This is a genomic window from Amycolatopsis sp. NPDC050768 (assembly GCF_040654155.1).
Taxonomy (GTDB): Bacteria; Actinomycetota; Actinomycetes; order Mycobacteriales; family Pseudonocardiaceae; genus Amycolatopsis.
The window spans coordinates 61,237-85,118 of sequence record NZ_JBFAHL010000004.1; the positions used below are offsets into that span (position 1 = coordinate 61,237).

Annotated in this window: 23 protein-coding genes; 12 read left to right on the forward strand and 11 right to left on the reverse strand. The window is 71.6% G+C overall.

Going from position 1 to position 23,882, the window contains the following annotated elements; genetic code table 11:
• Window positions 1–4: 4 nt before the first annotated feature.
• From AB0H62_RS13330 to AB0H62_RS13340, 3 genes are read right to left on the reverse strand one after another with little or no spacing between them, the layout of a single operon-like run.
• Window positions 5–667, reverse strand: coding sequence for a TetR/AcrR family transcriptional regulator (locus AB0H62_RS13330; protein ID WP_220241995.1), 663 nt, complete (start codon window positions 665–667; stop codon window positions 5–7).
• A gap of 43 nt (window positions 668–710) precedes the next feature.
• Window positions 711–1,466, reverse strand: a complete 756-nt coding sequence (locus tag AB0H62_RS13335) for a 3-hydroxyacyl-CoA dehydrogenase (protein ID WP_360586098.1) — start codon at window positions 1,464–1,466, stop codon at window positions 711–713.
• A gap of 11 nt (window positions 1,467–1,477) precedes the next feature.
• A complete protein-coding gene (locus tag AB0H62_RS13340; RefSeq protein ID WP_360586100.1) occupies window positions 1,478–2,449 on the reverse strand; it encodes a nitronate monooxygenase family protein in 972 nt (323 codons plus the stop codon).
• A 155-nt stretch (window positions 2,450–2,604) separates the two neighbouring features.
• Here AB0H62_RS13340 and AB0H62_RS13345 point away from each other — a divergent pair, with 155 nt between their 5' ends.
• Genes AB0H62_RS13345 through AB0H62_RS13355 form a run of 3 tightly spaced genes read left to right on the forward strand, consistent with a single transcriptional unit; the run spans window position 2,605 to window position 5,991 of the window.
• Window positions 2,605–3,759: an acyl-CoA dehydrogenase family protein gene (locus tag AB0H62_RS13345; protein WP_220241998.1), complete on the forward strand. Its 1,155-nt coding sequence runs from the start codon at window positions 2,605–2,607 to the stop codon at window positions 3,757–3,759.
• Between the two features lie 45 nt (window positions 3,760–3,804).
• Window positions 3,805–5,193 carry a 4-hydroxyphenylacetate 3-hydroxylase N-terminal domain-containing protein gene (locus AB0H62_RS13350; RefSeq protein WP_220241999.1) on the forward strand — a complete coding sequence of 463 codons (1,389 nt, stop codon included), beginning with the start codon at window positions 3,805–3,807 and terminating at the stop codon, window positions 5,191–5,193.
• 36 nt (window positions 5,194–5,229) lie between these two features.
• Entirely contained in the window at window positions 5,230–5,991 is a 762-nt protein-coding gene (locus AB0H62_RS13355) for an enoyl-CoA hydratase (protein ID WP_220242000.1), read from the forward strand.
• A 3-nt stretch (window positions 5,992–5,994) separates the two neighbouring features.
• On the opposite strand, the gene AB0H62_RS13360 is transcribed toward AB0H62_RS13355, so the two are convergent.
• On the reverse strand, window positions 5,995–6,789 hold the full coding sequence (locus AB0H62_RS13360) for a DUF1684 domain-containing protein (protein WP_220242001.1): 795 nt from the start codon (window positions 6,787–6,789) through the stop codon (window positions 5,995–5,997).
• A gap of 486 nt (window positions 6,790–7,275) precedes the next feature.
• Between AB0H62_RS13360 and AB0H62_RS13365 the strand changes: the two genes are divergently transcribed.
• From AB0H62_RS13365 to AB0H62_RS13375, 3 genes are read left to right on the forward strand one after another with little or no spacing between them, the layout of a single operon-like run.
• Window positions 7,276–8,751, forward strand: a complete 1,476-nt coding sequence (locus AB0H62_RS13365) for a glycosyltransferase family 39 protein (protein WP_220242003.1) — start codon at window positions 7,276–7,278, stop codon at window positions 8,749–8,751.
• 21 nt (window positions 8,752–8,772) lie between these two features.
• Complete coding sequence (gene rnhA, locus AB0H62_RS13370; RefSeq protein ID WP_255638179.1) at window positions 8,773–9,243, forward strand: ribonuclease HI; 471 nt, start codon at window positions 8,773–8,775, stop codon at window positions 9,241–9,243.
• Window positions 9,230–9,613 (forward strand): YchJ family metal-binding protein, encoded by a 384-nt coding sequence (locus AB0H62_RS13375; RefSeq protein ID WP_255638180.1) that lies wholly within the window; start codon window positions 9,230–9,232, stop codon window positions 9,611–9,613. The genes rnhA and AB0H62_RS13375 overlap by 14 nt, the downstream gene beginning before the upstream one ends.
• A 33-nt stretch (window positions 9,614–9,646) precedes the next feature.
• On the opposite strand, the gene AB0H62_RS13380 is transcribed toward AB0H62_RS13375, so the two are convergent.
• The gene (locus AB0H62_RS13380) at window positions 9,647–11,068 is read right to left on the reverse strand and encodes a carboxylesterase family protein (protein ID WP_220242004.1); all 1,422 of its coding nucleotides are present in this window, start codon (window positions 11,066–11,068) and stop codon (window positions 9,647–9,649) included.
• 84 nt (window positions 11,069–11,152) lie between these two features.
• Here AB0H62_RS13380 and AB0H62_RS13385 point away from each other — a divergent pair, with 84 nt between their 5' ends.
• Both AB0H62_RS13385 and AB0H62_RS13390 read left to right on the forward strand, forming a co-directional pair.
• Entirely contained in the window at window positions 11,153–13,039 is a 1,887-nt protein-coding gene (locus tag AB0H62_RS13385; RefSeq protein ID WP_360586105.1) for a Na+/H+ antiporter, read from the forward strand.
• A 40-nt stretch (window positions 13,040–13,079) separates the two neighbouring features.
• The gene (locus AB0H62_RS13390) at window positions 13,080–13,766 is read left to right on the forward strand and encodes a histidine phosphatase family protein (RefSeq protein WP_220242006.1); all 687 of its coding nucleotides are present in this window, start codon (window positions 13,080–13,082) and stop codon (window positions 13,764–13,766) included.
• Here AB0H62_RS13390 and AB0H62_RS13395 read toward each other — a convergent pair.
• The 3 genes from AB0H62_RS13395 to AB0H62_RS13405 form a co-directional block, all read right to left on the reverse strand.
• Window positions 13,742–14,548: an ABC transporter permease gene (locus AB0H62_RS13395; protein WP_360586107.1), complete on the reverse strand. Its 807-nt coding sequence runs from the start codon at window positions 14,546–14,548 to the stop codon at window positions 13,742–13,744. The genes AB0H62_RS13390 and AB0H62_RS13395 overlap by 25 nt on opposite strands.
• A gap of 49 nt (window positions 14,549–14,597) precedes the next feature.
• Complete coding sequence (locus tag AB0H62_RS13400) at window positions 14,598–15,095, reverse strand: MmpS family transport accessory protein (RefSeq protein WP_360586109.1); 498 nt, start codon at window positions 15,093–15,095, stop codon at window positions 14,598–14,600.
• A gap of 194 nt (window positions 15,096–15,289) precedes the next feature.
• Complete coding sequence (locus AB0H62_RS13405) at window positions 15,290–15,688, reverse strand: NUDIX domain-containing protein (protein ID WP_354881713.1); 399 nt, start codon at window positions 15,686–15,688, stop codon at window positions 15,290–15,292.
• A 39-nt stretch (window positions 15,689–15,727) separates the two neighbouring features.
• Between AB0H62_RS13405 and AB0H62_RS13410 the strand changes: the two genes are divergently transcribed.
• Window positions 15,728–16,399 carry a helix-turn-helix domain-containing protein gene (locus AB0H62_RS13410; protein WP_360586112.1) on the forward strand — a complete coding sequence of 224 codons (672 nt, stop codon included), beginning with the start codon at window positions 15,728–15,730 and terminating at the stop codon, window positions 16,397–16,399.
• Here AB0H62_RS13410 and AB0H62_RS13415 read toward each other — a convergent pair.
• On the reverse strand, window positions 16,381–17,880 hold the full coding sequence (locus AB0H62_RS13415) for an FGGY-family carbohydrate kinase (protein WP_360586114.1): 1,500 nt from the start codon (window positions 17,878–17,880) through the stop codon (window positions 16,381–16,383). The two genes, AB0H62_RS13410 and AB0H62_RS13415, sit on opposite strands and share 19 nt — an antisense overlap.
• 90 nt (window positions 17,881–17,970) lie before the next feature.
• Between AB0H62_RS13415 and AB0H62_RS13420 the strand changes: the two genes are divergently transcribed.
• The 3 genes from AB0H62_RS13420 (at window position 17,971) to AB0H62_RS13430 (ending at window position 20,644) form a co-directional block, all read left to right on the forward strand.
• On the forward strand, window positions 17,971–18,948 hold the full coding sequence (locus AB0H62_RS13420) for a LacI family DNA-binding transcriptional regulator (RefSeq protein ID WP_220242011.1): 978 nt from the start codon (window positions 17,971–17,973) through the stop codon (window positions 18,946–18,948).
• Window positions 18,949–19,355: 407 nt separating this feature from the next.
• Entirely contained in the window at window positions 19,356–19,937 is a 582-nt protein-coding gene (locus AB0H62_RS13425) for a DNA-binding protein (RefSeq protein ID WP_220242012.1), read from the forward strand.
• Window positions 19,938–19,987: 50 nt separating this feature from the next.
• Window positions 19,988–20,644, forward strand: coding sequence for an RES family NAD+ phosphorylase (locus AB0H62_RS13430; RefSeq protein ID WP_220242013.1), 657 nt, complete (start codon window positions 19,988–19,990; stop codon window positions 20,642–20,644).
• Between the two features lie 4 nt (window positions 20,645–20,648).
• On the opposite strand, the gene AB0H62_RS13435 is transcribed toward AB0H62_RS13430, so the two are convergent.
• Together AB0H62_RS13435 and AB0H62_RS13440 are read right to left on the reverse strand one after the other, a co-directional pair.
• Window positions 20,649–22,607, reverse strand: coding sequence for a S9 family peptidase (locus tag AB0H62_RS13435; protein WP_360586117.1), 1,959 nt, complete (start codon window positions 22,605–22,607; stop codon window positions 20,649–20,651).
• Between the two features lie 38 nt (window positions 22,608–22,645).
• Window positions 22,646–23,611 (reverse strand): TerC family protein, encoded by a 966-nt coding sequence (locus AB0H62_RS13440; protein WP_220242015.1) that lies wholly within the window; start codon window positions 23,609–23,611, stop codon window positions 22,646–22,648.
• Window positions 23,612–23,882 lie beyond the last annotated feature (271 nt).

Sequence of the window (23,882 nt, forward strand, 5' to 3'; positions counted from 1 at the left end):
CGCCTCAGCGTTTGCGCTTCACCGGCCGCGCACCGACCGTGCGCAGCGCGAGGTCCACGTACCGCTCGGCGAGCTCTTCGGGCTTCAGCGGGCCACCGGGCTGGTACCAGCGCGCGATCGACTGGCACATGCCCAGCACGGCCCGCACCGTCTCCTCGGCGTGGGCCACCGTGAACACACCCTCGCGCGCGCCGTCCTCGATGATGCCGGTCAGGACGGTCTCGATCTCCTTGCGGCGCGCGGCGTACCGCTTGCGCGAGTCCGGCGAGAGGTGCCGCAGCTCGAGGTCAAGCGCCGCCAGGCGCGTGCGGTGCGTCATGTGCAGCACCACGGCTTCGACGACGTTGACCAGCTGCTCGCGCGGGCCGGCCGCGTCGGCCGCCGCGGCGTTGACCCGGCTGACGGCTTCGCCGGTGCCCAGGTCGAGCAACGCGGCGAACGCGCCTTCCTTGCTGTCGTGGTGGTAGTACAGCGAAGGCACGGTCTGCCCGACCCGGCGGACGATGTCGCGCACCGAGGTGCCGTGAAAACCGTGCTCGTAGAACGCGTCGAGCGCGGCGGCGAGCAGGGGCGTCAGCTCCAGCTCGTCGTAGTGCCGCCAGCCGGCCCCCGGCTCGACCTCGATCGAGACCGAAGCCGACGCCACCGCCTCCCGCGCACGCACCATGTTCCACCCATCGAGTCCGGAAGCTTCCCCGCCGAGTCTAGGCTCAGCGCGGGGCCATGCGGATGGCGCCGTCGAGCCGGATGGTCTCGCCGTTGAGCATCGGGTTCTCCACGATATGGCAGGCCAGCGCCGCGTACTCCGCCGGATCACCCAGCCGGGACGGGTGCGGCACCTGCGCGCCGAGCGACTCGACGGCCTCGTCGGGCAGCGTCGCGAACAGCGGCGTGCGGAACAGCCCCGGCGCGATGGTCATCACGCGGATCTTGAGGCTCGCCAGGTCGCGCGCGACCGGCAGCGTCATGCCGACGATCCCGCCCTTCGACGCCGAATACGCCGCCTGCCCGACCTGACCGTCGAACGCCGCCACGGACGCGGTGTTCACGATGACCCCGCGTTCGTCGGCCACCGGGTCCACGCCCGCGATGCGCTCGGCGGCCAGCCGGAGCACGTTGAACGTGCCGATCAGGTTGACCGACACGACCTTCGTGAACGCGTCCAGTGGGAACGTGCCCTTCTTCCCGACGGTCTTCACCGCGTTGCCGATGCCCGCGCAGTTCACGACCACCCGCAGGTCGCCCAGCGACGCGGCGGTGTCGACGGCGGCCTGCACGTCGGCCTCGCTCGTCACGTCGGCCGGGGCGAACACGCCGTCCAGCTCCGCGGCGACCGCGGCACCGTCCGAAGTGGGCAGATCGACCACCACCACCTTCGCGCCGCGCTTGTGCAGCTCCTTCGCGGTGGCCAGGCCCAGCCCCGACGCCCCGCCGGTCACGAGCGCGACCGTGTTCGCGATGTCCATCCGTGTCCTCCTCAGGCCAGCACGCCGGCCAGGCGGCCGGCGATGATCTCGTGTGCCTCGGCGACGACGCGGGAAACCAGCTCCGCCACCGTCGGCACGTCGTGGACGAGTCCCTGCACCACACCCGCGGACCAGATGCCGAGGTCGACGTCGCCGGTCTCGTACACCTTGCGGCCGCGGCTGCCCGCCACCAGGTCGCGCACGTCGTCGAAGCCACCGCCGTCGGCGAGGATGCCGACCACCTCTCGGCTCGTGGCGTTGGACGCCACCCGGGCGGTGTTGCGCAGCGACCGGAAGATCAGCTCCGTGTCGCGCTCGGTCGCCTCGACGAGGCGCTGCTTCACGTTGTCGTGCACCGGCGCCTCGGCCGTGGCGAGGAACCGGGTGCCCATGTTGACGCCGTCGGCGCCGAGCGCGAGCGCGGCGACGAGGCCGCGGCCGTCGGCGAACCCGCCGGAGGCGATCATCGGGATGATGACCTGCTCGGCCGCGGCGGGGATCAGCACCAGGCCCGGGACATCGTCCTCGCCGGGGTGCCCGGCGCACTCGAACCCGTCGATGGAAACGCCGTCCACACCGAGGGCCTGCGCCTTCACCGCGTGGCGGACGCTGGTGCACTTGTGCAGCACCTTCACCCCGGCCGCGCGGAACGCGGGCAGGTGCTCGGCGGGGTTGAACCCGGCGGTCTCGACGACAGGCACGCCGGAACTGGTGATCACGTCGCGGTACTCGGCGTACGGCGGCGGGTTGATCGACGGCAGGATCGTGAGGTTCACCCCGAAGGGTTTGTCCGTGAGCTCCCGGCAGCGGACGATCTCCTTCGCCAGATCCTCCGGCGTCGGCTGCGTGAGCGCGGTGAGGAAACCGAGCGCGCCCGCGTTGGCCACAGCGGCCACGAGCTCCGCGCGGCCCACCCACTGCATGCCGCCTTGGACGATGGGGTGCGCCACCCCGAAAACCTCACAGAAGCGCGTGCGCAGCATCCGGACTCCTTCGTTCGGCCTACGTTCGGTTCGGGACTCTGTTTCGCCACCGAAGGTAACTTAGCGATCGTTAGATATACAGTGACCCGTGTCTCTTGACAGCGGCGGGCGCGTTTAACGATCGTTAGATAACTTTCGACGACGCAGGGGGCACCGTGCAGCGCCAGCTCTTCACCGCCGACCACGAGGCCTACCGCGAACTGGTCCGGGAGTTCACCGCACGCGAAGTCGTGCCGAACCTCGACCGGTGGGACGCCGACCGGCTGATCGACCGCGAGGTCTGGCGCGCTGCCGGCAAGCAGGGCGTGATCGGGCTGGCCGTACCCGAGGAGCACGGCGGCGCCGGGCAGCCGGACTACCGCTACCGCGTGGTCGTGGCCGAGGAACTGGCGCGGGTCGGGGCGGCCTCGCTGCACTCGAGTTTCGGGCTGCAGGACGACATTGTCATTCCGTACGTGCAGGACCTCGGCACCGACGAGCAGCGGCGGAAGTGGCTGCCGGGCATGGCTTCGGGCGAGCTGATCGGCGCCATCGCGATGACCGAGCCCGGCGCGGGCAGCGATCTGCAGGGTGTGCGCACCACGGCCGTGCGCGACGGTGGCGAATGGGTCCTCAATGGACAGAAGACGTTCATCACCAGCGGCATCAACGCCGATTTCGTGATCGTGGTGGCGCGCACGGACCCGGCGGCGGGTTCGCGCGGGTTCAGCCTGATCGTGGTCGAGGACGGCACCCCCGGCTTCACGCGCGGACGCAAGCTCGACAAGGTCGGCCTGCACGCCCAGGACACCGCGGAGCTGTTCTTCGAACAGGTACGCGTGCCGGTGGCGAACCTGCTCGGCACCGAGGGCCGCGGGTTCGCGCACCTGATGGAACGGCTGCCGCGCGAGCGCATGTCGATCGCCGTCGGCAGCCTCGCGAGCGTCGACGCGGTGTTCGCCGAGACGCGCGAGTACTGCTTCAGCCGCAAGGCGTTCGGCAAGGCGATCGGCGACTTCCAGAACACCCGCTTCGTGCTCGCGGAGATCGCCACCGAACGCGATGTGACGGCCGCGTACCTCGACGCGTGCGTGCACGAGCTCAACGCCGGCACCCTCACCGCGGTCGACGCGGCGAAGGCGAAGTGGTGGGCCAGCGAGCTGCAGAAGCGCGTGGTCGACCGCTGCTTGCAGCTGCACGGCGGCTACGGCTACATGCTGGAGTACCCCGTCGCGAGGGCCTTTGTGGACTCCCGCATCCAGACGATCTACGGCGGCACCACCGAGATCATGAAAGAGATCATCGGCCGGGACTTGGCCGTCCGGGACTAGCCGCCGCCAACTGACCACCCTCTCTCACGAAAAGGCAGGCGTTACATGGGTTTGCGCACGGCGAAGGAGTACCGGGACGGGCTGCGCGACGGCCGTCGCGTGTTCTACCGCGGGCAGCGGGTGACGAGCGTGGGCGACCACCCGGAGCTGACGCTCGCGGTGGACCACTCCGCGCACTGCTTCGACATCGCGCAGTCGCACCCCGAGCTGGCCGTGGCCGAGGGGTACTCGGCGTTCTACCGGGTGCCGCGTTCGGCCGAACAGCTGCGGGCACGCGGTGAGCTGATCGAGACCGTCTCCCGGCTGGGCGGCGGGATCATCGTGCTCAAGGAGGTGGGCAGCGACGCGATGTTCGCGCTGCTGCGCACGCTCGAAGGTGAGGAGCTGGAGCGCGCGAAGGCGTTCCACGAGCGCGTGTGCCGCGACGACCTGGCGCTGGCCGTGGCGCAGACGGACGTGAAGGGCGACCGTTCGCTCGCGCCGCACCAGCAGGCCGACCCGGACCTGTACGTGCGGATCGTCGACGAGGACGCCGACTCGATCACCGTGCGCGGCGCGAAGTGCCACACGTCGTACTCGGCCAACGCCGACGAGCTGATCGTGCTGCCGACGCGCGCGATGGGACCCGAGGACGCGGACTACGCGGTGTCGTTCGCGATCCCGGTCGACACGCCGGGCCTGGACATCTACGTGTCGCCCTACCTCGCCGGTGAGCGCAACGAGTTCGAGTTCCCGTTGTCGTCGAAGCACAAGATGCTCGAGAGCCTCACGGTGTTCAACGATGTGCGGGTACCGAAGGAGCGCGTGTTCCTGAACCGGCGCCCGGAGCTCGCGGGGCCGCTGGCGATCGCGTTCGTGGACTATCACCGGTTCACCGCGATCAACTACAAGCTGCCGCTGCTCGACCTGCTCGTGGGCTCGGCGTCGCTGATCGCGGAGTACAACGGCATCGCGCGCGCCGGGCATGTGAAGGACAAGATCACGCAGCTCATCGCGTACGCCGAGACGGTGCGCGGGCTCGCGGAGCTGGCCGCGCTGCGGTCGCGGCCCGGGCAGGACGGCATCCAGCAGCCCGACCCCGTCGCGGTGAACACGGCGAAGTACACCTTCGCGCACGGCTTCCACGACGCGGCGGCGAAGCTCATGGACCTCGCCGGTGGCCTGCTCGCCACCGGCCCGGGCGGTGAGGACTGGGCGAACCCGGAGATCCGCGCGGTGCTGGAGAAGTACTACGCGGCCGCCGTGCCGGCCGAGCCCCGGCTGCGGTTGCTGAACCTCATCGCCGACCTCACCGCCCGCGACTACGGTGGCTACCAGGCCGTGCTCGCCACGCACGCGGAAGGTTCGCTGGAGGCGGAGAAACTGCAGATCGCCCGCACCTACGACCCGACGCGCGCCCGGGCGTACGTCAGCCGCCACGCCGGACTCGCCTGAAAGGGGCCTTCCTTGACCGCGCCAGTTGATGTGCCAGTGAAGATCGAGCAGGACGGTGCCGCGCTGCGCATCGAGTTCGACCGGCCCGACCGGCTCAACGCCGTGACGACCGCGATGCTCGTACGCGCCGGCGACGCCGTGGAGGAAGCGCTGGCCGACGCGAGCGTGCGGGTGGTCGTGCTGACCGGAGCCGGGCGCGCCTTCTGCGCCGGCGCCGATCTCGCCGGCAGCGACATCGAAGCCGACCCGGACACGGGCACGATCGACGCCGCCAACCGGCTCACGCGCCTGTTCCGCGACATCCCGAAGCCGGTGGTGGCCGCGGTGAACGGCCCGGCCGTGGGCGTGGGCTGCTCGTTCGCGCTGGCCGCGGACCTGTGCGTGGCGCGGGAGTCGGCGTACTTCCTGCTGGCGTTCGCCAACGTCGGTCTCATGCCCGACGGCGGCTCCACCGCTTTGGTGCCCGCCGCCATCGGCCGCGCCCGGGCGGCGCGGATGGCGATGCTGGCCGAGCGTGTGCCGGCTCCGCAGGCCCTGGAGTGGGGCATGATCTCCCACGTCGTGCCGGACGCCGACTTCGACGCGGAGGTCGCCCGCCTCACTCAGCAGCTCGCCGAAGGCCCCACAGCTTCGTTCGCGCAGACGAAGCGGGCGTTGGCCGCTTCGTCGCTGGCCCAGCTCGACGGCGCGTTCGAGCTGGAGCGGACCGGTCAGTCGTCGTTGTTCGCCACCAAGGACTTCGCCGAAGGCCTGGCCGCCTTCCGCGCCAAGCGTCGCCCCGAGTTCCGCGGCGAGTGAGGTCTACTGCCGCTCGTAGGGCAGCTTCTCCCCCGCCTCCACGGCGAACGGGAGCCGGTTGCCCTCGGGCGGCAGCGGGCACGTCGCGAAGTCGGTGAACGCGCAGGGCAGGTTGCGGGCCCTCGTGAAGTCCACCGTGACGCGGCCGTGCTCGTCCGGCTTGTCCACCGACAGCGACCGGTTGGCCGCGTAGGTGGTGACGCCGCTGGTGGCGTCGGTGAAAAGGATCGTGAACCCGCCTTCGCGCCCGTTGAAGGCGGTGAGCGTGTACTCGGCACCATCGTGGGTGAACCGGACCTTGCCGGGCGCGGTGTACACGTGCGACAGCCCCTCGACCACGGCCCCCACCGTGACCGGCCGCGGCTCCTCGAACGCCTCGAACCGCGCTTCGACGGCCCAGCTCTCATCCGGTTCATACGCCGGCACACCCCGGAACCCGGCGAGCACCGGCGCCTCGGGATCGTGCACCCGAATCAGGTACCCCGACCGCCTCGCGATCTCCACCTCGACGGCCCCGGCCCTCACCCGCGTCCCGGCGCCGCTGTTCACCAGCTCGATCCGCTTGACACCGGTGACCTTCTCGCCCTCGTGCTCGAGGTCGGCACCGTCCGGATCGACGTACGCGGCTTCCTCGTCCTGCCACCACTTCCCTGGCAGGTTCCCGTAGCTGCGCGGCTCGTCCTCCAGCCAGTCGAGGGACACGAGCGCCAGCCAGCCGTAGGGGTCGGCCAGCTCCTTCTCGCGCTGGAGCTTCCAGTCCTGCCAGGCTTGGGTGAAGTCCCTGGTGCTCGCCGTCATGCTTGCCCCTTCCGTCGACCCGTGCTGGGGACAACGCCTCGCTGCGGGCGTTGTTCCGCGTCCCATCATGCGGGCGCCGCCGGGTGGAGCGATGCGGTGGAGCTCCCCCGCAGCGGCACACAGGCGACCCGCGATCTGCGCGAGCTCTTGCGCGCCGCGGCTGTGCCAGGCCCGTATGCACTGGTCGGGCATTCACTCGGCGGCCTGTACGCGCGGCTCTACAGGCCCGCGCCTCGCTGGTCGAGTCCAATCGAGCCAAGCACCGGCTGTACACCGATCTGGCCGCCGCACTCCCTCGAGCCGAAGTCCGCCGCCTGGACGATGCCGGGCACTCGGGCCTCGCCTGGCTCCGGCCGGACGCCGTGGTCCAGGCAATCCGTGACGTGTCGCCGCGCTGACCCGGCCCCGCCGAGTCTCGGGTCGGAAACGTGGGCCCTGTCGATCTCGGAACGGCGTTACGATCCGCCTTCCGGGTGAGGGGGAGCCATGGGGGAAACCGCTTCGGAGACAGCCACGAAGACCAGGGTGCCGTTCGCGGCGGGCGGGGTCGGGGTCGTGGTGCTGGTGCAGGCCGCGGTGCTCACGGTGTTGTCCGGCGGGTACGGCTTCCACCGCGACGAGTTCTACTACGTCGCCGCCGGGAACAGGCTGGCGTGGGGGTACGTGGACCAGCCGCCGTTGACGCCGGCGTTGGCGAGGCTCGCGACGAGCCTGTTCGGGGACACGCCGCCCGGGCTGAGGGTGGTCGCGACGCTCGCCGGGGTGGCGACCGTGATCGTCCTGGCGTTGGTCGCGCGGGAGTTCGGGGCCGGATACGCGGGTCAGGTGATCACCGCCGTGGTCACGGCCCTGTCCGGCTACGTCCTCGTCGTCTCGCACATGCTGTCCACCACCACGATCGACATGCTCGTCTGGTCGGCGCTGGGGCTGTTCACCGTCAAGCTGCTCAAGACCGGCGACGGCCGCTGGTGGCTCGCGATCGGCGCGGCGACGGGCGTCGGGCTGCTCAACAAGTGGCTCGTGCCCCTGCTGCTCGTCGCGCTGGCGGTCAGCGTGTTCGTCACGGGGCCCCGCAAGGTGTTCCGGACGTGGTGGCTGGCGGCCGGCGCGGCCATCGCGCTCGCGGCGGTCGCGCCCGTGCTCGTCTGGGAGGCGCGCAACGGCTGGCCCATGGTCACGTTCGCCGGCGGCATCAGCGAGAACGACGGCGCCGAGAACCGCCTGATGTTCGTCCCGCTGCAGATCGCGTACCTGTCGCCCGCGCTGGTGCCCGTGTGGATCGCCGGGATCGTGCGGCTGTGGAAGATGCCTCGGCTGCGCTCGCTCTCGCTGGCCTATCCGATTCTCTGCGTCATCCTGCTCGCGCTCGGCGGCAAGCCGTACTACTCGCTGCCGCTGCTGATGCTGCTCACCGCCGCCGGCGTGCAACCCGCACTGGAGTGGTTCGCGCGCCGCCGGGCGAGGCGGTGGTGGCTGGTCGCCGCGGCGCTCGGGGCGGCCGTCTCCCTCGCCATCGGGCTGCCGATCGTGCCGGCGCAAGCCCTCGGTCCGGTGCTCGCGCTGAACAAGGAGCAGGGCGAGCAGATCGGCTGGCCGGGGTTCGTCACGACTGTCGCCGACGTCTGGCGGCAGATTCCTGAGAAGGCCGACGCCGTCGTCTTCACCAGCAACTACGGCGAAGCCGGCGCGATCGAGCGCTACGGCCCGGCGCACGACTTGCCCACGCCGTACTCGGGCCACATGTCCTACGCCGACTGGGGCCCGCCGCCCGACCGGATGGACGGGGCCGTGGTGCTCGTCGGCACGTTCGACCGCCCGGCCCGCGCGTTCACCGGCTGCCGCCAGGTCGCCGTGCAGGACGCCGGGATCGACAACGACGAGCAGGGCACCCCGGTCGCCCTGTGCACCGGAACCACGGCCGCGTGGTCGGCACTCTGGCCGAGCCTCCGCCACTTCGCCTGACGCGCTCGGTAGGGTCGCTGCGTGAGCGAAGAGGCCGTGGAGATCTACACCGACGGAGCGTGCAGCGGCAACCCCGGCCCGGGCGGCTGGGGCGCCTTCCTGCGCTACGGCCGCCACGAGCGCGAGCTCTACGGCGGCGAGGACACCGTGACCACCAACAACCGCATGGAGCTGATGGCGCCGATCCGCGCCCTGGAAAGCCTCACGCGACCCTCGGTCGTGCGGATCTACACCGACAGCACCTACGTCCGCAACGGCGTGATGCAGTGGATGCCGCGCTGGAAGAAGAACGGCTGGCAGACCGCGGCGAAGCAGCCCGTGAAAAACGCCGACCTGTGGCAGCGCCTCGACGCCGCGGGCGAGCGCCACGAGGTCGAGTGGCTGTGGGTCAAGGGCCACGCCGGCCTGCCCGAGAACGAGCGCGCCGACCGGCTGGCCGTGAAGGGCGCGCAGGAATCCGCCCAGGCCGGGGTCAAGCGTGCCCGCGGCTGACCCACGCTGTCCCTGCGGCCTGCTTCAGCCCTACGCCGAGTGCTGCGGCCGCTTCCACGACGGCCGCCAGACCGCGCCGACCGCCGAGCTGCTCATGCGCTCGCGCTACAGCGCGTTCGCCGTCGCCGATGCCGCGTACCTGCTGGCGACCTGGCACCCGGACACCCGTCCGAAGCGGCTGCGCCTCGACGACGGCCAGGAGTGGACCGGCCTCGACATCCTCGGCGGCACAGGCGGCGGGCTGCTGCAGAACGAGGGCACCGTCGAGTTCCGCGCGCACTACCGCTTCCGCGGCAACGAAGACGCACTGCACGAGAACAGCCGCTTCGTCCGCGAAGCCGGCCAATGGTTCTACGTCAGTGCCCTCTGAAACTGCCCTCTGAAACTGCGCTCTGACCCGGTCTCAGAGGGAATCCCACAGCCGGCGCTGCTCGGCGTCCGGATCGGACACGGTCGTGCTCACGTCGTCGAACAGCCGCGTGATCCGTGCGCCAGGCTCGTACGGCCCCCAGCCCGGGTCGCCCGTCGCAACGAAGCGGACCCACACGTCGAACATCTGCGTCGCCATCGCCTGCAGCCGAGCCGGATCCGGTTTCGCCAGCGCGAACAGGAAGCGCCAGTTCTTGTTGCCGATGTCGTCGAACATCAGCGGCAGGTCGAGCCCGTGCACGGCGCCGAGCCCCTTGCCGCGCGGCGCGATCCGCCAGTCGAGCCGGTACATCCACGCGGTGCCGCCGGCGGCGTGCTGCGCCTCCGCCAGCCGGATGGCGGGCAGCCACCAGTCGCCGGCCGTCCGCACGCGGTTGCGCAGCTGATCCTCGGGCCAGTCCGGCAGCAGCTCGCGGTAGGCGGCGACGCCCTTGGCGATCGTCTCGTCGTCGAGCATCGTCGAGCCGGTGCCGAGCAGCTTCGCGCGGCCGGTCTGCAGCCAGGAGAACAGGTCCTGCTCGTCGGCCGTCGTGCCGGTGAGAACCCGAACGTCGCGCGCGGCCCCGTCGGCCACGGCCTCACCCGGAAACCGGGGCAGCAGATCTCCGTCCACGATCACGCGGTAGGTCACGAGCTTCCCCGAAGCGGCCGCGACCCGTTGCTGCGCCTCGAGGATCCGCGTCACCGGCAGCGTGGCGAGCTCGCCCGCGGGCACGCCGAGGTCGGCCAGCAGCGCCGCCGCCACGGCCTCGCCCTCGGCCGGCGTGTGCACGACCGAGCCGACGCCCGTGCCGCTCTGCACGATCGCCTGGTGGAAAAGCCCCCGCGTCCGCGGCACCGCCAGCAACGTGCCGACCGTGCGCCCGCCGTTCGACTGTCCGGCGAGCGTGATCCGGTCCGGGTCGCCGCCGAACGCGGCCACGTTGTCGCGCGCCCATTCCAGCGCGAGCACCTGGTCGTGCAGTGAAAGATTGCCCTCGGACACGCCGGGCAGCCGCAGCATGCCCAGCACCCCGAGGCGATAGCCGACGGTCACCACGACCACGCCGCGGCGCGCGTAGGCCGACGCGTCGAACTGGTGCGGCGAGCCCATCACCCCGCCACCGCCGTGGATCCACACCAGCACCGGGTACGGCCCGGGTGAGGCCGGCGCGTAGACGTTGACGTGGAGGCAGTCCTCCTCGCCGGTGAACCCGCGCCCGGTCACCTCCGGCTGCGGAGCCCGCGCGGCGAACCGCCTCGCGTCGCGGACGCCGGTCCAGCTGCCGACCGGCCGCGGCGGCCGGAACCGTAGCGGACCCACGGGCGGCTCGGCATAGGGCACACCCAGGAAATACCCCACCCCGTCGCGCACTTCGCCACGCACCGCACCGGCTCGCGTCTCCACCGTCGTCACGTGGACCAGCCTAGTGACCACGGTGGACACCCGGGCCGGTGGCGAGTTCCGTGTCCCGCGAGCACCCGCGACCGTGCGCGGGTCATGATTACCCCCGTGCACATCGCGGCGGAATTGGTGGCGCTGGTCGTGACGGTCCTCGTCGTCACGGTCATCGCGAGGCGTCTGGACTGGTCGGCGCCCCTGTGTCTGGTCGCGGTGGGGGTCGCGGCGTCGTTCATCCCGAGCTTGCCCGACTACCAGCTCGACCCCGAGGTCGTGCTGATCGGGCTCCTGCCCCCACTGCTGTACTCGGCGTCGATCCAGACGTCGCTGGTCGCGTTCAACAAGCTGCGCGGGCCGATCCTCGTGCTGTCGGTGGGCCTGGTCGTGTTCACCGCGTTCGGCGTCGGTGTGGTCGCCTGGGCCGTGGTGCCGGGCCTGCCGCTCGCCGCGGGGATCGCGCTCGGCGCGGTGGTCGCGCCGCCCGACGCGGTGGCGGCGAGTGTGGTCGCGCGCCGGGTCGGCATGCCGCGCAAGCTCGTGCGGCTGCTGGAGGGCGAGAGCCTGTTCAACGATGCGGCCGCGCTGGTCACCCTGCGCACCGCGATCGCGGCCATCGCCGGGTCGATCAGCCTGTGGCAGGTCGGGCTCGACTTCCTGCTCGCCGCGTTCGGCGGGATCGTGGTCGGCCTCCTGGTCGGCCTGGTCGCGACCCAGCTGCGCAAGCGCCTGGAGGAACCGGTCACGGACACGGCGCTTTCCTTCGCCGTGCCGTTCGTCGCCTACCTGCTGGCCGAGGTCGCGCACGGCTCCGGGGTGCTCGCGGTGGTCGTCTGCGGCCTGATGCTCGGCCACGAGTCGCCGCGCATCCTCTCCGGCTCCACGCGGCTCGCGTCGCGGCTCAACTGGCAGACGGTGCAGTTCCTGCTGGAGAACATGGTCTTCCTGCTGATCGGCCTGCAGCTGCGCGGGATCCTCATCGAGGTCTCCAAAACGGGCCTGTCGGTGTGGGAGCTCGTCGGCATCTGCACCGCGGTGCTCGGCACGGTGATCCTCACGCGCGTGCTGTGGCTGGTCGGCATCGGCGTGCAGAAGCGCCTCACCGCCCGCTTCGTCAAGAAGCCGAAGATCTGGCCCTGGCGCTACTCCGCGGTGATCGCGTGGGCCGGCATGCGCGGTGTCGTCACGCTCGCCGCGGCGTTCGTGCTCCCGGCCGACACCCCGCAGCGCGCCGTGCTGGTGCTGGCCGCGTTCGTGGTCGTGGCGGGCACGCTCGTGGTACAGGGCATGACGTTGCCGACGCTGATCCGGCGCCTGCGTCTGCCGCGGCCCGACCCGGCCGAGGACGCACTGCAGGAAGCCGCCGTGGTCAACGACATGACCCGCGCCTCGCTCGCGAAGCTCGAGGAGATCAGCACCCCGGACGACCCGCCGGACATCATCGAACGGCTGCGCGACCGCCTCCAGTACCGCGCAGACTCGGCGTGGGAGCAGCTCGGCCGCCAGAGCGCGCTCGCCGAGACCCCGAGCGACGCCTACCGGCGGCTGCGCCTGCAGCTTTTGGAGGTCGACCGCGAGCAATTCCTGCTGGCGCGCGACAACGGCACGGCCGACGACACCGTGCTGCGCCGCGTGCTCGCCCGGCTCGACATCGAGGAGTCGCTGCTCGACCGCGTCGAAGAAGAAGCGCCGGTCGTCGCACGCGAGCTGAGCACTCCGGCCGTCACGGCGCGCTCCTGCAAACACTTGGCCCACCCGTGGCGCGACATGGACCCGAGCTCCCCCGACGTCTGCGCCGCGTGCATCGCGGAAGGCACGACCTGGGTGCACCTGCGCATGTGCCTCAAGTGCGGCAACGTCGCGTGCTGCGACTCCTCGCCGCGCAAGCACGCGACGCTGCACTTCCACGACAGCCGCCACCCGGTGATGCGCAGCTTCGAACCGGGCGAGACGTGGCGGTGGTGTTTCGTGGACAAACAGCTGGGCTGAGGACCCCGGCTCGCAACCCGGCCCGGCTAGGGTCGGGGCCATGAGCACGCCCGAGCAGGAAGTCGAATACCGCCAGCACCGGTTCAGCCCCCAGCCGGGAGCGACCGAGATCTTCTTGGTGCGCCACGGAGAATCCGCGCCCGCGCGGATCAACGCGCCGTTCGACCTCGTCGACGGCCAGGCCGACCCCGACCTCGCACCCGAAGGCCGCGACCACGCCCTCCGCATCGGCGAACGGCTCGTCGGCGAGCGCATCGAAGCGCTCTACGTCACCACGCTGCGGCGCACGGTGCAGACCGCCGCGCCGCTCGCCGAGAAGCTGGGCCTCACGCTCGAGGTCGTGCCAGAGCTGCGCGAAATCCACCTGGGCGACTGGGAAAACGGGCTCTTTCGCCAGTACACGACCGAAGGCCACCCGATCGTCGACCGGCTCTGGACCGAGCAGCGCTGGGCGGTGATCCCGGGCGCGGAATCCGACGAGGCGTTCGGACGGCGCATCCGCCGGGCGCTCATGCGGATCGCCGCGGCCAACCCCGACCGCCGCGTCGCGGTGTTCACCCACGGCGGCGTGATCGGCGAAGTCTTCGCGCAGGCGAGCCGCGCGGTCGACCGCTTCGCGTTCCTGGGCGCGGACAACGGGTCCATCTCCCACCTCGTGGTCCAGGGCGACCGCTGGCTCGTGCGGCGCTTCAACGACACCGCTCACCTGGCGGCCCCGCTCGGCTGACGCCGCGGCACCCACGCGAAGGTCCACCGGCGGCGCACCGGCTCGTCGCGGCGGATGAACCCCGCCGCGACGAGCTGCACCGTCGTCAGCACGGCCACGGCCTCCGCGGCCAGCAGCCCGATCAGGACGAGCGCCTGCGCGATACCCGCCTGGATCGGGCCCGCACCGCCGAGCAGCAGACCGACGTACGCACCCGGCAGCGTCACCAGCCCGACCGTGCGCGTCTGGTCGAGCGCCGGGATCAGCGCCTGCCCGGCCGAGGGACGGCAGATCTCCAGCGCGGCCAGCCGGGGCAGGAAACCCAGTGCCAGCGCGGCTTCGTACTCGCCGTGGCGCTGGGCGAGCTCGTCGAGCGCGCGGCGTGCCGACTGCGACGTCGCGGTCATCGTCCCGCCGATCACGATGCCGGCGATCGGCACGACCGTGATCGGTTCGGGCGGCACGACTCCCGAAGCGAGTACCAGGGCCAGCACGGGCGCGACGCCCGAGGCCAGTGCCAGCGCCACCCAGCCGATCCGGCGTGGCACGCCGATGCGGGAAGCCGACGTGACCGCCGCGATCGAGAACATCAGCAGCACGAACAGGCCGGTGAGCCAGCCCGACCGCAGGATCATTGTGATCACCAGGGACACGAGCGCGAGCTGCGCGACCGCGCGGACCGCCGCCAGCAGCACCGCCCGGCCCTGACCCAGCCCGCCGAGGCGCACCACCCCGGCCCCCGCCAGCGTGAGCAACGCCAGGACGATCACCAAGGCGGGCCCGAACCCGATCGCACCGTTCACGCCTGTGATCCTGCCCCAGGAACGGCCTACCTGAGGCGCACGCCGTGGTTCACGCGGTGCAGCTGAGCTGCGCGCCCTCCTCCGACACGGACTTCTCGGCGACGACGGCGCCGTCCACGGTGATGCGGCAGGTCAGCCCGCCCGGCCCGGCGCTCTGCGCGGCGAGGCTCGCGAACTCGGCTTCGCCGGCCGGCGCGGTGCGCGTGACGGTGACCGACCACGGCGTGGTGACCTCGGTCTGCTGCTCGAGGCCCACGTCGGCCGCGACGTAGGTGAGGTTGCGGGCGCCGCCTTCGCCCTCGATCGAGTAGACGATGGCGCGGGTGACGTTCCGGACGGCCACGGGCTCGGCCTGCGCGACCTCGGTCGGGGACACCTGGCCGGGTTCACCGGCCGTCGGCGCCGCTTTGGGCGTGACGTACGAGGCCACAGCGATCGCGACGGCGATGACGCCGACCACGACGACCACGCTGCCGAGCGGCTTGAGCCGGCCCGGACCACCCGCACCCGGCGGCGATGCCGGAGGGGTCGCGGCAGGAACACTCATGGAGAGGTCTTCTCTCGTTCGAGCGCACTTCTGACGAGTACGACGTCTGGTTCTCGTCCGAGCGTCACTCGGCGTTAGCCAACCGCGCAAAGTTGGTGAAACTTCACCCTTACGGGTGCCCCCGTGGACCAGTCACCGGTGTGGTCACCACGGACGATGCCGATAACACCGTCGTAATAACCGGTCACGGAGAGTCAGTCCACGACCCCCTGCTCGGCCAGCATCCGCAGGACGCGCTGCCCAGCGGGCGGACACGCTGCGGCGTCGGCGAAGCCCAGCCACGCCGCCTCGGCAATCTCGGCCGACGGCGCCGGCTCGCCCGTGTGTTCGGCCGTGTAGCAGGTCATGCGCACGCGACGGCCGTCGGCGAACCCGTCGGCCTGCTCGTCGAGCAGCGCGAAGAAGCGGAAGGTCAGCGGGTCGAGCTCCACCCCCAGCTCTTCGCGGATCTCGCGGCACAGCCCCGCGACGTCGCCCTCGCCCGGCTCGCGTTTGCCGCCCGGCAGGTAGAACTTCGCCTTGCCCCGCGTACGCACCGACAGCAGCCGCCGGTCGCGGACATGGACCCAGGCCAGCGCGTCGATCGGGGTCATGGGTCGCATTCTGTCGTACCCGGAGGGGATGATCGGGGGGTGTACTCGGAGACGCTCGCGCCCGAGCCGCTGCGCGCCGTGGTCCGCTGCCTGTGGCGGTCGGTCCCGGCGGGCCCGGAGCGGATCGTGCCCGACGGCTGCGTCGACCTCGTCGCCGGCGACGGCGAGGTCTTCATCGCGGGCCCGGACACCGAGGCGTGGTCGTCGGTCACCTCGCCCGGCGCCCGGCTACACGGCCTGCGCTTCCACCCCGGCGCTGCGCCCGCCGTGCTCGGCGTCGCGGCCGACGAGCTGCGCGACCGCCGGCTCCCGCTGGCCGAGGTGTGGGGCCGCCGCGGGGAACTGCTGACCGACGCGGTGCTCAGCGGCGCGCGTTGCCTCACCGACGTCGTGGCCGGCCGGGAAGCCGACCCCGACCCGGCCGTGGCCGCGCTGCTGTCGCACCTGCACACCGCACCGGCCCGCGTGGGCACCCCGGCGACGGCCGTGGGTGAACGGCAGCTGCGGCGCCGCTTCACCGTCGCCGTCGGCTACGGACCCGCGACCTACCTGCGCGTGCTGCGGTTGCAACGCGCCATCGCCCTCGCGCCGCGCGCGCCCGGGCTGGCCGACCTCGCCGCCGGCGCCGGGTACGCCGACCAGGCCCACCTGTCGCGGGAGTGCCGGGCGCTGACCGGCCTCACGCCGAGCGCCTACTTCTCCGCAGCCTGAGCCGCGCGTTCCTGTTGCGCGGCAAGGAAGTGCGCGATGTCGACCGTCGCGGGGTACAGGGCGCGGTAGCGGGCGTAGAACTCGTCGTAGACGTCGGCGCGCGCGGGATCAGGCCGCACGACGGTGGCGACCGGGTTCCACGCGTCGATGTCGGGCTCGAGCCCCACGGCGAACGCGGCCAGCAACGCGTCCCCGAAAGCCGCGCCGATCGTTTCGGTGGGCACGTGTTGCTCGGCGCGCGTCACGTCGCTCACGATCTGCGTCCACACGCGACCCTGCGTGCCGCCGCCGACCGCGACGAGGCGGCGGCCTTCGGCGGAGCCCATCGTCTCGAGGTTGTGCCGCACGCCGTACGCGGTGCCTTCCAGTGCGGCGCGGTAGAGGTCGGCCTTGGTGTGCGACAGCGTCAGCCCGGCGAGCACCCCGCGCGCGGCCGGGTCCGGCACCGGGGTGCGTTCGCCGGCGAAGTACGGCAGCATCAGCAGTCCGCGGCTCCCGGCGGGCACGTCGCCCGCCTCGGCGACCAGGTCGGCGAACTCACCGCCGACGAGGTCGCGCAGCCAGTCGGTGATCGCACCGGACGTGGCCATGCCGGCGGCCAGCGAGTACGTGTCTTCGAACGCGCCGCGCGTGGCCCACAGGCCCGGCACCGGTCGCGGCTCGGCGGCGGTCTGCACGAGGAACATCGTGGTGCCGTACATGAGCATCGTGTCGCCGGGCGCCCGCACGCCGGCGCTCGCCGCCTCGGCCCACGCGTCAACCGTGCCGCACGTGACGGGCAGGCCCGCGGGCAGCCCGGTCGCCGCGGCCGCCGAGGCGGAAACCGTGCCGGCCACTTCCGTCGGCCACGCCAACCGCGGCAGCCGCACGCCGGGCGCGACCAGCCGGGCCCAGTCCTCGGCCCACGCACCGGCGCGCAGGTCGTACATCGGGTCGCACTGGCTAGCCGAGTGGTGGTCGAGCACGTACTCGCCGGTCAGCCGCAGCACGAGGTAGGAGCTCGCCATGAGGAACAGTTCGGCGCGCTCCGTGACCTCGGGCTCGTGCCGGAACAGCCAGCGCCACTTGGGTCCCACGGCCTGACTGGACAGTGCGCTGCCACCACGCTCCACAATGGACTCTTCACCCAGCTCCGCCGTGAGCTCGGCGATCTCCGTGCCCGCGCGCGTGTCGACGCCGTAGAGGATCGCCGGGCGCAGGGGCCGGCCGTCGGCGTCGGCGGGCAGCAGCACCGGCCCGATGCCGCTCACGGCCAGCCCGGCGAGCGGCCGGTCGCCCGCCGCCGCGGTGAGCTCGTGCGCCAGCGCGATGAAGTCGGCCCACCACACCGTTTCCGCGTCGTGCTCGAACCACCCTGGCCGTGGGCGGGAGGTGGTGTGCGCGCGGCCGGCGCGCGCCAGTATTGTCCCGTCGGCACCGACGAGGACGCCCTTCGAGCTGGACGTGCCGATGTCGATGCCGAGCAGCAGGCCCGGATCCACCGCGACTCCCCGTATGCGGACGGTAAACGATTACCCGGGACGCTATTCTTCGGGGGACGAGGGTGTCAAGGACGGCCGGAGGAGGTCACGGTGGCCACGATCAGCGACGTCGCCGCGCGCGCCGGCGTCTCCACCGCCACGGTGTCCCGGGCCCTCAACGGCAAGTCCACAGTGGACCCGGAGCTCGCCGCGCGGGTGCTCGTGGCGGCCGAGGAGCTCGGCTACCACCCCAACGGCCTGGCCCGGAACCTGCGCCGCCAGGAGACGGCCGTGCTGGCGCTGATCATCTCCGACGTCGAGAACCCGTTCTTCACGGCGATCGCGCGCGGCGTCGAGGACCTCGCACAGATGTCGGGCTACTCCGTGGTGCTGTGCAACTCCGACGAGAACGAGGACAAGGAGCGCCGCTACATCGACGTCGCGCTCCAGGAACGCGTCGCCGGCGTCGTGCTCTCCCCCACAGGCCGCTCCACCAACGTCGACCGCCTGCGCCGCCAGGGCACGCCCGTGGTCGCGGTCGACCGGCCGCTCACCGGCCCGGACGGCGACCAGGTTCTCGTGGACACCCGCCGCGCCGCGCGCGACGCGACCCGCCACCTCGTGGCCGGCGGCTACCGCCGCATCGCGTGCCTGACCGGTCCCGCCGGCGTCCGCACGGCCGACGACCGCCTCGCCGGCTACCTCGACGCCGTCGGCGAGGAGAACGCGCTCTTCCGCCGCGCCGAGTACCGCGCCGAGGGCGCGCGCGTGGCCGCCACTGAGCTGCTCGAACTGCCCGAACCCCCGGACGCGCTACTGGTGGCCAACAGCACCATGACGATCGGCGTCCTGGAAACCCTCGCGAGCCGCGGCGTGCGCCCCGGCCGCGACGTCGGCATCGTCTCCTTCGACGACGCCCCCTGGACGACCCTGATCGACCCGCCGCTGACGGTCGTCGCGCAGCCCGCCTACGAAGTCGGCCGGGTCGCCGCGCAGCTCCTGCTCGCCCGCATCACCGACAGCACCCGCCGCCCCACCACGACGACACTGGAAGCGCGGCTCATCGAACGGCAGAGCTCCCGTCGCTGACGCGCGGAATTCACGTCGCGCGATTCGCTCCCACGGCCCCGAATTGCGTCCACGCCGGCGCGAAACTGCGCGGAAAACCCCCAAAAGACGACGTGCCTGGTGGACCGGCCAGTACCGGTCCACCAGGCACGTCCCACCCCCTGTCCCCCCAGCACCGGCGGCCGAAACCACCGGAGCCCGCAACAGCACGAGGCGGGAAATCGATTACCAACCGAACGTAAAGGGGCCGCGGCGGAGTGTCAAGGGCACGAAAGCCTGGACAGCACCGGCACCGGCAGGGCAGACTGACGCGAAATCGCCTACACCCCGTGTTGGGTTCTGTGCACTGCGTGTCGATCTCTGGTGAATTCACCCACAAATCCGGTGACGAACCGCACGAACCCGCACATGCGAGCTAGTCTGAGCGCATGTCAGTCGCGCTCGAGAACGTCCTCGCCAAGGCGGGGCTCAAGGCCGACGCCACGGAGTTCCTCACGCTCGTCGAGGACGCGGCGCGCAGGCTGTCGCCGCCGAACCCGGACCCGTCGCACTACTTCTCGCCCGACCAGCAGGCCGCGCTGGCGGACGTGGGGCTCGACCTCACGCCCCACGGCGACGACGAGCCCGACTTCCGCGCGCGCACCGTGGCCGCCCACGCCGTGCTCGCCGACTCGGCGCTCACCGTCACCCAGGCCGCGAAGGCGCTGAAGATCGACGACAGCCGCATCCGCCACCGCCTCAAGGAAGGCCGGCTCACGGGCTGGAAAGACCAGGGCTGGCGGCTGCCGTCGTGGCAGTTCAACGGCCCAGGCGTGCTGCCCGGCCTCGAGGTGGTGCTGCACGCGATCCCCGAGGACCAGCCCGCGCTCGTCGTCGCCGCGTTCATGAACACCCCGCAGGACGACCTGGTGATCAGCGACCGGCCCGCGACCCCGCGCCAATGGCTCCTCTCGGGTGGAGATCCCGAGCAGGTCGCGCGCCTCGTCGCCACGCTCGGCTCGCCGTTCTAGGCTGACCCGACGCCCGAGATCACCGACACAGGACGGACGACCCCCGACGCATGGCCCGGCTCCCCTTGCCGCCCGCGCGATCCGTGCTGGTCAAGGAGCTGGACCGCGCCCACGACGTGGTGGCTGTGCAGCCCGAGACCAGGCTGGTCCGCATCTTCACCGCGCACGGCAACCACCCGCAGCAGTGGAACTCGTTCCGCTACACCGGCCCGCTCCCGCACGGCCGGTTCGACCAGCAGCCGCCCGGCCGCGGCGGCCAGCCCGTGACCGACCCGGGCAACGGCGTGCTGTACTTCGGCCTGACCGTGCGCACGAGCGTCGCCGAGGTGTTCCAGACGAGCTCGACGGTCGACCGCAAGACGCGCGGGCCGCGGCTCGTGGTCGTGCGCCCGATGCGCCCGTTGCGGCTGCTCGACCTCACCGGGCTGTGGCCCACGCGCGTGGGCGCGTCGCAGGAGATCTCCAGCGGACCGAAGAAGATCACCCAGGCCTGGGCGCGCGCGATCCGCAGCGCGCTGCCCGACCTCGACGGTCTCTGGTACCGCTCGTCGATGGACTCCGGCGACCCGGCCGTGTGCCTGTGGGACCCGCCGGCGGGCGCCGCGCTGCCGATCGCCCCGGATGTCCTGCTGCCGCTGGACCACCCGGGGCTCGACGTCCCGCTCGGCCGGGTCTGCGAAGAGCTGAACTACACGCTCCTCAACTGAGCACTCAGCCCAGGTGGCGCGACCACCACTCCAGCACCGCGTCGAAGCGCTGCACGCGGTGGCGAGGGCGCCCCGCGCGCGACAGCTCGTGGCCTTCGCCCGGGAACAGCAGGAACTCCGCGTCGGCACCCGCGCGGCGCAGCGCCACGAACATGCGCTGCGCCTGCTCCAGCGGGCAGCGCCAGTCCTGCTCGGAGTGCACGACCGCGAACGGGATGGTGATGTCGGCCGCGTAGGTCAGCGGGCTGCGGTCGCGCAGCACCTCCGGGTCGGTGCCGATGTAGGAGTCGACGAAGAAGTAGCCGATGTCGGAGCTGCCGACCATCGAGTCCCACGCGTTCACCGCGCGCTCGCTCCACGCCGCCTTGAACCGCTCCGGGTGGTGCGAGGCGACCCAGCTGGTCATGAACCCGCCGTACGAACCGCCCATGATGCCGACGCGCGCAGAGTCGAGGTCGGGCCGTTCCAGCGCCTTGTCCAGCAGCGCGAGCACGTCGTCGACGTCGACCGTGCCGAACCCGAAGGTGATCGCGCGGCCGTGGCTCTGCCCGTAGCCCGCCGAACCGCGCGGGTTGCCGAGCACCACGGCGTAGCCGGCCGCGGCGTAGACCTGGGCCTCGTCGAACACGGCCCAGTCCTGCTGCGCGAACGGCCCGCCGTGCACGACCCGCAGCACCGGGTGCGGGCCCTCGCCCTCGGGCAGCACGAGCCAGCCGTGCACGGGGTGGCCGTCGGGCGAGGTCGTGGTGAGCTCCTCGACGGGGCGCAACCCCTTGTCCCGCAACGGCTTCGAGTAGTCGGTGAGCATGCGCGGGCCGCCGGCGTCGAGCACGACCACGTCGCCCGAGGTCTCCGGCGTGGCGACCACGGCGACGATCGTGTCGCCGTCGGCCGCGAACCCGCGGACCACCACGTGGCCGTCGTGCAGCACGCGCAGGTCGGCCAGCACGGCCGCGTCGGCGGAAGCCGGGACCGCGCGCAGCTCCACGGCGCCGCGGTTGCGCACGGCCACGAGCACCTCGCCGTTCACGGGAATGGCGGGGCCGGAGCCGCTCTCCACGTCGACGGTTTCGATGTCAGTCAGCCGCCGCGCCTTCGCGGGACCGCCGGTGTCGATCGTGGCGGCGTACAGGCCGGCGTTGCAGGCCTCGCGGTGGCCGTCCTCGTAGGACGAACCGTAGAAGAACAGGGTGCCATCGGGACCGAACACGGGCTGCTCCGCGTAGCCGTGGCACGCCACGAGCAGCTCGGGCTCCCCGCCGCCGGCCGGGAACGCGACCAGGTCGCGGTAGTCGGTCTCCACGCGGTCCCAGTCCTGCGGCACCGCGACGACCACGCGCTCGCCGTCGGGCGTCCACACGGGATCGTCGACGTCGTAGGTCACCGGCGAGATCGGCTCGAGCGCGGCGAGTTCGGCTGCGTCCAGCGCAGCGACGGCGTCGAGCACGAACAGCCGCTTCATCCGGTCGCGCAGGAAACCGACGTCGTCGATGCGGTAGTCGAAGCGCGTGATCCGGCGCGGCGCTTCGGCGGGCGGCTCCGGCTTCTCGCCGTCGGCGTCCTCGGTGCCGTAGCGGCCCGCGTCCGGCACGCGCGCCGTGAACGCGACCCGCCGCGAGTCCGGCGCCCACACCGGCGCGTCGGCGCCCAGGTGCAGCGCCGTCAGCCGCTTGGCCTCGCCGCCCGCCGCCGGCATCACGTGCACCTGCGCACTGCCTTCGGCACCTTCACCGTCGCCGGCCCGCAGGAACGCGACCCAGCGCCCGTCGGGCGAGATCGCCGGGGCCGCGTCGTGCGGACCCTGCGTCCACGAGGTGTCCCCTCCCCCGAGTCCCACCCGCCGCAGCGCACTGTGGTTGGCGTTGGACTCGAGGTCGGGGTGCTTGACCGCGGTCAGGAGCAGGTCACCCCGGAGTGCGGGGCGGCCGGGAACGACGAGGGCTTCGATGTCGGCTGGTCGCATGCCGACGACCGTACCGGATCATTAGCTAAGCGAAAGACTTATTCCGCCGGTACGCGCGCCCGCTCGTCCTTTTTCGCCTTGGCGAGGCTCGCCACGGTGGTGATCGCCAGCACGACCACGATCACGCCGAGGGACACCCAGTTGTTGATGTCCAGCCAGTCGGGCGCCACGTGGTACTCGTGCAGCGCGTGCACCACCAGCTTCGCGCCGATGAACGCGAGGATCACCGCGAGGCCGTAGGACAGGTACACCAGCTTCTCGACGAGCCCGCCGAGCAGGAAGTACAGCTGGCGCAGGCCCATCAGCGCGAACGCGTTGGCGGTGAACACCAGGAAGGCCTCCTGGGTGATCCCGAAGATGGCCGGGATCGAGTCCACCGCGAACAGCAGGTCGGCCGAGCCGATGGCGACGATCACCACGAGCATCGGCGTGATCATCCGCTTGCCGTCGACCTTGACCGTGTACTTGTGGCCGTGGAAGTCGTCGGTCACCGGGGCGATCTTGCGGACCCAGCGGGTCACGGCGTTCTCGTGGTACTCCTCTTCCTCGTCCTTCTTGCGCAGCATGCTGATCGCGGTCCAGATCAGCACCGCGCCGAAGAGGAAGAACACCCACACGAACTGCGCGATCAGCGCCGCGCCCACCGCGATGAACACACTGCGCATCGCGAGCGCGAGCAGGATGCCCACGAGCAGCACGCGGTGCTGGTGGATGGCCGGCACCTTGAACGACGCCATGATGATCATGAAGATGAACAGGTTGTCGACGCTCAGCGAGTACTCGGTGATGTACCCGGTGAAGAATTCGACGCCCGGGTCGTGCCCGGCGAAGACCCAGATCCCGATGCCGAACACGACGGCGCAGGCGATGTAGAAGATCACCCACCGCGCGGCCTCGGCCGGTTTGATCGCGTGGGGCTTGTGGTCGACGATCACCAGATCGAGTGCGATCAGGGCCAGCAGGCCACCGACCGTCGCGATCCATAACCACAAGGGAACAGTCATCACAGCACATACCTCCGGATAGCGCGTAGCAGCTACTAACCGGAGGTCTCTTCCGCCGGTTCCTTTCTACCGGCCGACGGTGCCGGGGGCCACGCCACCGTGCTGACGACACCGCCGCGAAGGAATACTCCCCTCACAGCGCGTCCAGTTTGCCGGTTACGGCGCGCGAACGCCAGCGGAGGTTGCCCTCGTCACCGAACCGGCGGTGTTACCTCCGTCACCAGGACCGAAGATCACCGGTGCTCGCGTGAAAAAGATGTCTGATCCGTGT